We start from the raw sequence: 9,651 nt of genomic DNA, 5'->3' as shown, positions 1-9,651 counted from the left end.
CCGGGAGCGCCACGTTCACCACGGACAGATCCAGGGAGACCATGAACTGCACGATCACCACGGTCGCCAGCACCGCGGCCGGTTTGTTCGGCCCCGGGGCCTGCCCGGACGTCGGCGGCTCCGCCACCGGCCGGCCGGTTTACGGGCCGGGGGGCGGGTGGGTGGGTTTGGTCAAGTTGCGCGGCCCGGGGGCCTTTCTCATTTCCGGACGCCGCCGGTCAGGCAGCGGGCTTGGTGGTATCCACCGCCGGAGGCACCTCGTCACGGGCGCCCTGGTCCAGCCGGAACGGCGGGTAGTCGTCGCGCAGGAGTGAGGCGTAGACCTGCACCCGCAGCATCCACCGGTTCACCCCCATCACGAAATCGAACAGCCCCTGGGAGTACCGCGCCACGAACAGCAACCCGACGAGCGCGATCAGGGTCAGCACACCGATCAGCGGGACTCCCGCCGCGCTGGCCATGACATCGGACTCGCCGGTGTACACGACCCAGGCCGCACCGGTCAGGCCGCCGATGATCAGGTAGTGCGGAATGGCCAGCAGCCACCATTTCACCAGCACCAGGCCGCGGTGCAGGGCCGGCGGGTAATCGACGTCCAGATCCGCCGGATAGTCGTCGTCGCGCGACAGGGCGAAGGGCGGGTACTTGTCGGTGCCCGCCGGGGTCCAGGCGTAGAAGCTGACCCGCCAGGACCACCGGATGACCCCGACGCTGTAATCGAAGAGCGCCCTCGGGTAGCTACCGGTGATCAGAATCGCGAAGAAGGCGATGACGGTGACCACGGCGTAGCCGATATGCAGAAAGAACAGAACGATGTAGTGCGGTATGGCGAGAATCCATTTGACGATCCACATCCAGCGCGAGAGCGCGGGGTCCAGGTCGCCGCGGACGCGGACTGGATAACCGACGGGAGCAGACATAGCGATCGGGGCTCCTTCGAGAGTGCTGGCCCGGCCGGCCGAGTTCAGCGCGGCCGTACCTCAATTGTGAGATACAGCACACCCTTTCGCGATGAACACGACATAAAGACACGCCATCGAGATCAAGTCGGCTTCGTGCACGCCCGCGGCACCCGCGTCGGACGCCTACCGGACCGGAGTATCGAGCCCGTCGAGCGCGGCCAGCCGGGGCAGCGCACCGGGATAGTTCTCGTTGAGCCAGCCGATCAGTTCCTCCCGCACGGCACAGCGCAGCGACCACACCGCGTCGGGATCCCGGCCGGTCATCGAGGCCCGGACCTCGATTCCGGTGGGGGTGCTATCGGTGACCAGCAGATTCCAGCTGCGGCCGTCCCAGTCCGGATGGTCGCTCAGGTACTCGTAGAGATGCGCGCGCAACTCGGCCACCGGCGTGCTGTGGTCCAGGTGCAGGAACACCGTGCCGGTCATCTCTGTACCCCCCTTGGACCAGTTCTCGTACGGTTTGCTGTTGAAATAGGACACCGGCATGGTGAGCCGGCGGTCGTCCCAGATCCGCACGGTGAGGAAGGACAGGGTGATCTCCTCGACCGTGCCCATCTCGCCTTCCACCACGACCGTATCGCCGATTTTCACCGAATCACCGAAGGCGATCTGCAGGCCGGCCATCAGATTGCTCAGCGTGGACTGTGCCGCCACACCGGCGATGATGCCGATGATGCCGGCCGAGGCCAGCAGCGAGGTGCCCAGCACTCGCAGTTCCGGGAACAGCACCAGCATGGCGATCGCCGCGGTGGCCATCGCCAGCAGCGTGCTGGTGATCCGGCGGATCAAGGTGAACTGGGTGTTGAGCTGGCGCACGCGACGGGGATCACGGGCTCGGCGCGAGTAGGTGTTGAGCAATCCGTCGCCCACGGCGTCGGCGATCCGGACCACCAGCCACACCGCCGACATGGTGACCATGGTGGCCAGAACGCTGAGGACGACCTTCTCCTGCCGCAACTCGAGGCCCGCCAGCGGGTAGGTGATCCGGAGCGCGGCGAATCCGAGGAACAACTGGAGCGGCAGCTGGATCCGGCGCAGCAGGCCGGGGATGGCGGTCTTGGGATGCCGGGCCGACCAGAACCGCAGCCCGCGGTCGATCGCCCAGCCGATCGCGATCGTCACAGCCAGCGTGCCCCCCAGCACGATCAGCAGCCGTATTACGTTCTCCACGTCAGCCCACTCCTTGCCCATCGGGTACGTTCGGAACCCCTTCGGTCAAGGCTACAGTTCGGTAACGGCGGATTACCACCTGTCACGGGAGGGCCACGGCTCCGCACCGGAGCGCTTCGCGGACTCCCCCGTCCGCGCGTCCGTCAGCGCTCAGTCGGGGCGGCAGCGGCGCTCACCTGGTCACCCGGCCTCGTTCGGGGGCGCCTGCCCGTGCGCCGAATACAGCCGGACCTCACCGCCCTCGCCGAGGAAAGCATTGACCAGCATCACCCGTTCCGCGCGGAGGACGGCGGCATCGGGTGCGGTGGTGGTGATCGAGATCTGCGGGATCGCGGCCCAGTTCACCACATAGCGTTCCGGCGGGCCCGCATCGTCGGACAAGCGGGCAAGCCGGAAAACCGACACCGTTTTCCGCTCCATGAGATCGCGGACGACCTCCGCGATCCGTTCGGGATCCTCCAGTGCGAACAGGAATCCGAAGGTCAGCTCCGGGGAGGAGACGTAGGCGGGCACGACCCCAGACGTTAGCCCATGGGTAACCGCCCGGTGTGAACTATCCCACCGGGCGGTCGCCGAACCTGCTCAGAGCCGTTTGCCGGGCGTATCGGAACCGGCAGCGTCCGGTTCCACCACATCCGCGTCCACAACCTCGCCGACCAGCGGGGTCACGGTGGTGTCCGGCGCCGCGGGTCCCGGATCGGCCGCATGACCCACGGTGCCGTCCGGGCCGTCCGCGTCGTCACGGCCCGCGGTCGCGGCCGCATCGCGGCGTGCCGCGGCGGCGGCCTCGTTCATCTCGATCGCGTCGGTGATCCATTCCCCGATCTCGCGGGTCACCTCGGCGACGGTGCCGGTGATGATGCCCGCGATATTGCCGACCCGGCGGGCGCCCGAGGAGGTGAGTTCCTGGATGAGATCCTTGTTGGCCTCGAATTTGCCGATCATCACACGTCCGCTCCGATAGGACTCTGCTGACGCATCACGATAACACCGGGCTCCGGCCGTTTCCGCAGCACAGCGGGCAAAAACCGGGCAAACCGCGACTCCTGGATCTGCGGCGGCAACGCCAGCTGGAAGATCTTGGCCCAGACCGAGCCGATCTGCTTACCGAGCGGCCCGGTGTTGTACGGGAGGCCGAATTTCTCGCACAGTGCCCGTACCTCGGGTGCGATCTCCGGGTACCGGTTGGCCGGCAGGTCCGGGAACAGGTGGTGTTCGATCTGGTGCGAGAGGTTGCCCGACATGATGTGGAACAGCGGGCTGCCGGTGATATTGGCCGAGCCCAGCATCTGCCGGACGTACCATTCGCCACGGGTCTCGTCGGCGGTCTCCTCCTCGGTGAAGCTCTGCACACCGGACGGGAAATGCCCGCAGAAGATGATCGAGTACGCCCACAGGTTGCGCACCAGGTTCGCCGTCGCGTTACCGGCCAGGGTGGACAGGAACAGCGGCCCCGACAGCAGCGGGAACGCCACGTAATCCTTGAGCACCTGCCGCCCCGACTTCCGGAGCTGGCCCTTGATCAGCGGTTTGAGCTCGGCCCAGGTGCGCTTGCCCTTGACGATGTTGTCGGCTTCGAGGTCGTGCAGCATCACGCCCCATTCGAAGAACACCATCAGCAGGAACGCGTACAGCGGGTTGCCCAGGTAGTACGGGTGCCAGTCCTGGCCTTCGTCGATCCGCAGTACCCCGTAGCCGATATCGCGGTCGCGCCCGTGGATATTGGTGTAAGTGTGGTGCATGTAGTTGTGCGAATGCTTCCACTGATCCGACGGGCAGACCGTATCCCATTCGAAGACACGGGAATTGAGGTTCGGCTCACGCATCCAGTCGAACTGGCCGTGCATCACGTTGTGGCCGATCTCCATATTGTCCAGGATCTTCGACACGCTCAGCGCGGCGACACCGGCCAGCCAGAACGGCGGCAGGAAGCCCAGATACATCAGCCCGCGGCCGGCGATCTCGAAACCGCGCTGCGCTTTGATGATGTTGTAGATGTACTCGCGGTCGCGCTCGCCCAGATCATTGACGATCCGGTCGCGCAGTTCGTCGAGAGCTCGGCCGATCTCTTCGACCTGATCGGGCGACAGGACCAGCGGTCCGTCCTTGGTTTCGGTGAGGATGGTCATCTGTTTCTCCCCTTCGTTTCCAGATGTCTGATTCCGGCGGCGGCCGGAGATCTCAGATTTCGATATCGACGTCGCCGACGGCGGCCTGGACGCAGAGCTGGATCGGCTGGTCGGGATCGGATTCCAATTCACCGGTGCGCAGGTTGCGGGTGCAACCGCTGCGCCGCACCGAGGTGCAGGAGAAGCAGATCCCCATCCGGCAGCCGAACTCCGGCGTCAGGCCCGCGGCCTCCGCCTGCTCGAGTAGTGAGGTACCGGCGTTCTCGGCGGTGACGCCGCTGGCCGAGAAGGTGGTGGTCCCGTGTACGTCGGTGCTGTCCACCGGCGCCGCGGTTGCCACGAACTCTTCGGTGTGCAGGCGTTCACTGAGCTCTTCGGCAGCGAAGAGCTCACGCACCGATTCCATCAGCGGCGGCGGGCCGCACAGGAAGGTATGCGCGTCGGCGAACCAGGGAGCCACCCGCATGAGCTCGTCGCGGTCGAAACCCCGGCCGTCACGCTCGGGGTACCGCAACTCCACCGAGATATTCGAATGAGCGGCAGCGATTTCGGTGAGTTCGTCCCGATGCGGTACCAGCTCCGGCGACCGCGCGTAGTGCAGGAACACCACCGGCCGGGCGTAACCCTCGTCGGCGAGGGTACGCAGCATCGACAGCACCGGCGTGATCCCGCTCCCGCCGCTGATCAGCAGCACCCGGTCCGGCCGCTGCCGGGGCAGGTGAAAGACGCCGGCGGCCGGCTCGAGGTCCAGGATCATCCCGGGCTCGGCGTGTTCGTTCAGGTAGCGCGATACCAGGCCGTGCGGGTGCACGCGCATGGTGAGGTCCAGGCGGCGGCGTGGATCGTGCTGGGAGTTCACCGGCGAGTAGCACCGTACGTGCCGGACCCCGTCGATCACCACGCCGAGCTGGATGAACTGGCCGGGCAGCAGCCCCTTCCACTGCCGGGTGGGGCGCAGGCTCAGCGAAAGCGTGCCGGGTACCGAACGGTCCACGCCGACGATCCGGGCCCGCATATCGCGGACGGTGAGCATCGGGCGCACCAGTTCCAGGTACCGGTCCACCGGGTGCGGGGTGGTCAGAGTCTGTACCAGGTCGAGGAGGGCCATCGGAGTTCTCCGTCCCTGTTCTGTCTGTCGCGTCACGCGTCTTCGATTCGTTTCGGTGTACGAATGTACACTCAACTAGTGTGCCGGATACCCCGGCGGAACTGTCAACCTGGTGGCGGTGTGACGCGGACGACAAGATGGAGACGACGGAATGGTGAACGGCTGTATGCTCACTGAAATGACCGATCAGGGAGCGAGCCGCGTGGAGCGCAAAGAGCGCACCCGGCAGGCGCTGCTCGACGGAACTCTCGCGCTGGCCGCCGAGCGTGGTTTCGGGGCGTTGAGCCTGCGCGAGATCGCCCGTTCCGCCGGAATCGTGCCGACCGCCTTCTACCGGCATTTCGGTTCGCTCGAAGACCTCGGCGCCACCCTGGTCGACGAAGGCGTGCAGGCGCTGCGCCTGGCCCTGCGGCAGCTGCGCCGCACACCCGACGCCCGGCTGTCGGAAACGGTGCGGTTCGTCTTCGGCGAGGTCGCCGCCAAACGGGAGTTGTACGGATTCCTGATCCGGGAGCAGCGCGGCGGCAGCGCGGCACTGCGTACGGCGATCGCCCTGGAACTACATCTGATCGTGCGCGAGCTGGTGGCCGATCTGTCGCGGGTGCCGGCCCTGGACACCTGGTCCCCGGACGACCTCGAGGTGGCGGCCGATCTGCTGGTCGCGACCGTGACCGACGGTATCGCCGACTACGTCTCCGCCCCGCCGCGCGAACAACAGCCGATCGTCGAACGCACCATCGCGCAGGTCCGCCTCATCGCCCTCGGTATGGGTGTCTGGAAACCCTGACCGCCGTTACGCCACGGAGGCCGGGGCCGATGCCCGCTTCTCCTCCGGTCGATCGGGCGCGGACACCATCAGCACAGCGATCAGCCCGGCGGCGAGTACCAGTATCAACCCGGCGATCCCGGCCCGATCCGCGTCGAACGCCCAGACGAACAGGCCGAACAGGCTCGGCGACAGGAACGAGGCCGCCCGTCCGGTGGTGGTGTAGAGCCCGAACAACTGGCCTTCCCGCCCCGGCGGCGTGAGCCGGGTGAGGAACGACCGCGCCGACGCCTGTGCCGGGCCGACGAACAAGGTCAGCGCGAGGCCGAAGATCCAGAACATGGTGGGCCCCGACACCACCAGCAGCACGGTCCCGCACAACACGGCGGACGCCAGCGAGACCACGATCACGCGCTTGGGCCCCACGGTGTCGTCGAACCGGCCGGCCACGATCGCACCCAGCGCCGCCACCACGTTGGCGGCGATACCGAACAGCAGCACATCGGAATCACTGATCTCGTAGACCTGCACGGCCAGGATCGCACCGAACGCGAAAACCCCGGCCAAGCCGTCCCGGAAAACCGCACTGGCCAGCAGGAACCAGATAACCCGGCGGTCCTCGGCCCAGAGTTCGCGAAGGTCACGCCACAGCACTCGGTACGAGCCGAAGAAACCCGCTGACGCCGCCCCCGGGTCGGCGCCGCCGGTCCGGACCTCGGGTACCGCGAAGAAGACCGGCAGCGCGAACACCGCGAACCAGACCGCGGCGAACACCACCACGAGCCGGATGTTCAGCCCGCCGTCGGTACTCACCCCGAGCAGTCCGCGTTCGTCGCCGTCGCCGGAGATGAACCCGAAATAACAGAGCAGCAGCAGGAAGATGCCGCCGAAGTAACCCATCGCCCAGCCGAAACCGGAAACGCGGCCCACCGTCTGCGGGGTGGAGACCTGCCGCAGCATCGCGTTGTAGGGCACGCTGGCCAGTTCGAAGCACACATGGCCGAGCGCCAGCAGCGCCAAACCGAGCCAGAGATAGTGATAATCGTCACGCACGAAGAACATGGCCGCGATCAGGGCGACGGTGACGGTGGTCAGAAACGCCAGCGAACGTTTGCGGTGCGCGGTTGCGTCGAAGCGCTGGCCGAGCACGGGCGCGGTCAGCGCGACCAGCAGACCCGCGATACCGAGTGCCCAGCCGAGCCAGGCGCTGGCGGAGATACCGCCGGGCAGATCGTCCCCGACGCTGTCGGTGAGATAGACGGCGAAGACGAAGGTGCTGATCACCGCGTTGAAAGCGGCCGACCCCCAGTCCCACAACCCCCAGGAGACCACCCGCCCCCGCCCAACCGGGGCGTCCACCTCGCTCATGGTGTGCACAGTAATGGATCCGCGGGTCCGGGGCCGGGCCTCGCGGGGCGAACGGCTCGGCCACCGTCCGGGATCGAAGGCGACGCAAATCAGTTACATCCCGCACGGTTTGCTTGTGGCGCAATCCACACCGGCGTTTGATCGGTTCACAGGTTTGTGATCGGCGAACCGCGGTAGGCGGTGAGGGAGTCGGCCGGGCGGCCCGATACCCGGTACCACGACACGAAGCCCGGCGACGGCTGTTACCAGGTGGTTTCCGGGTGATCACGGAGATAGTGAGAGTCCACGGTGCGCGAGACTCCGAAGGAGAAGTGAGGAGAGTTATGAACTCGCAGCTCAGAAATGATTTTCGTGGTGCGCCATCAGGGACTCGAACCCCGAACCCGCTGATTAAGAGTCAGCTGCTCTGCCAATTGAGCTAATGGCGCGCGCCCCGTTGTGCGGTGCGGGACAGACATTAACAGGCCCGGGCCGCAGAAGTGAAATCGATAGCGAGTCGGGCCGGTGTGAGCCGGACGACGCCGTAACGGTTGGCAGGCCGAACCCTATGTGTAGGTGGGCCAACAGAGCCGGACGTGACGAGCAACGCTCGGAAGCACGCCGGTGCGGCTGGCAGAATGTTGAACGTGGTCTCGACCGATCCCGCCGCTGCGGTGGGTCGAGGTGTGCAGGAATCGGTCGGATCCGAAGCCGTCGGCGCGTAGCGGGTGCGCCGGGACTTGAAACGGGGTTGTTATGCGTATAGGTGGTCGGCGGAGGCCGATCGGTTGGGTTTTCGGACCGATGGTCCTCGTCACACTGGTGGCGTTGGTATTGACCGGATGTTCGTCCTCAGAGGCGGCAGAGGGCTCGACAGCCATCGACCGCAACCCCATCACCGAACTCATCAAGCCGAAATTGGTCGCTCCTGTCAAGGACGGTGAGGTCGGCGTATCGCCGGCCGCGCAGATGAAGTTCGAAGTGAGCGACGGCATGTTCACCGATGTGGCGCTGCTCAACCCGGACGATCAGCCGGTGGCCGGGCAGTTGTCCGAGGACGGGCGCAGCTGGTCGACCACCGAACCGCTGGGCTACAGCAAGACCTACCGCCTGCAGGCCCGGTCCATCGGCCTGGGCGGGGAGTCCACGGCGGCGATGAGCTTCACCACCACGGCGCCCGGCAACGTGACCAAGCCGTACCTGGTCCCCGGTGAGGGCGAGGTGGTCGGGATCGGTCAGCCGGTGGCGATCCAGTTCGACGAGAACATCCCGGATCGCAAGGCCGCGCAGGACGCGATCACGATCAAGACGAATCCGCCGGTGGAGGGTGCCTTCTACTGGGTGAACAACCGCGAGGTGCGGTGGCGGCCCGAGCACTTCTGGGCGCCGGGCACCCGGGTTGATATCGACGTGAACGTCTACGGCAAGGATCTGGGCAACGGCCTGTACGGCCAGGACGATATCCACTCGCATTTCACCGTCGGTGACGCGGTGATCTTCACCGCCGACGACAACACCAAAATGGTGACGGTGGAGAAGAACGGTCAGGTCATCCGCACGATGCCGACCTCGATGGGTAAGGACGACACCCCCACCGACAACGGCATCTACATTTTGGCCGATCGGCACGAGCACATCGTGATGGACTCCTCCACCTACGGTGTCGCGGTGAACTCGCCCGACGGCTACCGCACCGATGTGAACTGGGCCACCCGGATGTCCTACAGCGGGATCTTCTTCCATTCGGCCCCGTGGTCGCTGGGCGCGCAGGGCAATACGAACACCAGCCACGGCTGCCTGAATCTCAGCCCTGCCGATGCCCAATGGGTGTACAACAACGCCAAACGCGGTGATATCGCGATCGTGAAGAATACGGTGGGCGGCACCCTGTCCGGTGTGGACGGTCTGGGCGACTGGAATATCCCCTGGCCGGAATGGAAAGCCGGTAACGCCGAGATGTGACCGGCGGAGCAGCACAGCGCGTTAGGGGGGGGGGGGCCCGGCCCGGGGGGGGGGGGGCCGGGGGGGGGGGGGGGGGGGGGGGTTGGGGGGGGGGGGGGGTGACGGGGGTTTTTGCGTTGGCGGGGGGGTCACCCGCGCCATGCTTCGGCTTGACGACGGTGTCGAGTAAGTAATTCTCGGCGGTGGTGGGATCGGGCGGGGTGGCGC

At 66.4% G+C, this 9,651-nt stretch carries 9 protein-coding genes and 1 tRNA gene; 2 read left to right on the top strand and 8 right to left on the bottom strand.

The annotated features are described in order from the left end of the window. Nucleotides 1-218: 218 nt before the first annotated feature. From QH276_RS12640 to QH276_RS12615, 6 genes are all read right to left on the bottom strand, one after another. Entirely contained in the window at nt 219-920 is a 702-nt protein-coding gene (locus QH276_RS12640; RefSeq protein ID WP_280402212.1) for a DUF4389 domain-containing protein, read from the bottom strand. Between the two features lie 165 nt (nt 921-1,085). Further along, a complete protein-coding gene (locus QH276_RS12635) occupies nt 1,086-2,132 on the bottom strand; it encodes a mechanosensitive ion channel family protein (protein WP_280402211.1) in 1,047 nt (348 codons plus the stop codon). A gap of 180 nt (nt 2,133-2,312) precedes the next feature. Further along, nucleotides 2,313-2,645, bottom strand: coding sequence for a hypothetical protein (locus tag QH276_RS12630; protein WP_280402210.1), 333 nt, complete (start codon nt 2,643-2,645; stop codon nt 2,313-2,315). Between the two features lie 69 nt (nt 2,646-2,714). After that, entirely contained in the window at nt 2,715-3,077 is a 363-nt protein-coding gene (locus QH276_RS12625) for a hypothetical protein (protein WP_280402213.1), read from the bottom strand. After that, nucleotides 3,077-4,261: a fatty acid desaturase family protein gene (locus tag QH276_RS12620; RefSeq protein ID WP_280402209.1), complete on the bottom strand. Its 1,185-nt coding sequence runs from the start codon at nt 4,259-4,261 to the stop codon at nt 3,077-3,079. Before QH276_RS12620 ends, QH276_RS12625 begins: the two co-directional genes overlap by 1 nt. Nucleotides 4,262-4,313: 52 nt before the next feature. Next, a complete protein-coding gene (locus QH276_RS12615; protein ID WP_280402208.1) occupies nt 4,314-5,369 on the bottom strand; it encodes a ferredoxin reductase in 1,056 nt (351 codons plus the stop codon). 178 nt (nt 5,370-5,547) lie between these two features. Here QH276_RS12615 and QH276_RS12610 point away from each other — a divergent pair, with 178 nt between their 5' ends. Next, on the top strand, nt 5,548-6,156 hold the full coding sequence (locus tag QH276_RS12610; protein ID WP_280402207.1) for a TetR family transcriptional regulator: 609 nt from the start codon (nt 5,548-5,550) through the stop codon (nt 6,154-6,156). Between the two features lie 6 nt (nt 6,157-6,162). Here QH276_RS12610 and QH276_RS12605 read toward each other — a convergent pair whose 3' ends face one another. Together QH276_RS12605 and QH276_RS12600 are read right to left on the bottom strand one after the other, a co-directional pair. Beyond that, a complete protein-coding gene (locus tag QH276_RS12605; RefSeq protein WP_280402206.1) occupies nt 6,163-7,503 on the bottom strand; it encodes an MFS transporter in 1,341 nt (446 codons plus the stop codon). A 352-nt stretch (nt 7,504-7,855) separates the two neighbouring features. Further along, nucleotides 7,856-7,931 (bottom strand) — tRNA-Lys (locus tag QH276_RS12600). A 307-nt stretch (nt 7,932-8,238) separates the two neighbouring features. Between QH276_RS12600 and QH276_RS12595 the strand changes: the two genes are divergently transcribed. After that, nucleotides 8,239-9,444, top strand: coding sequence for a L,D-transpeptidase (locus QH276_RS12595; protein ID WP_432278736.1), 1,206 nt, complete (start codon nt 8,239-8,241; stop codon nt 9,442-9,444). Nucleotides 9,445-9,651: the final 207 nt, after the last annotated feature.

Source organism: Nocardia carnea, assembly GCF_029869215.1.
GTDB classification, from domain to species: Bacteria; Actinomycetota; Actinomycetes; order Mycobacteriales; family Mycobacteriaceae; genus Nocardia; species Nocardia carnea_B.
Note: the sequence above shows the minus strand (reverse complement) of the source record. Positions and strands in the feature narration are given on the sequence as shown.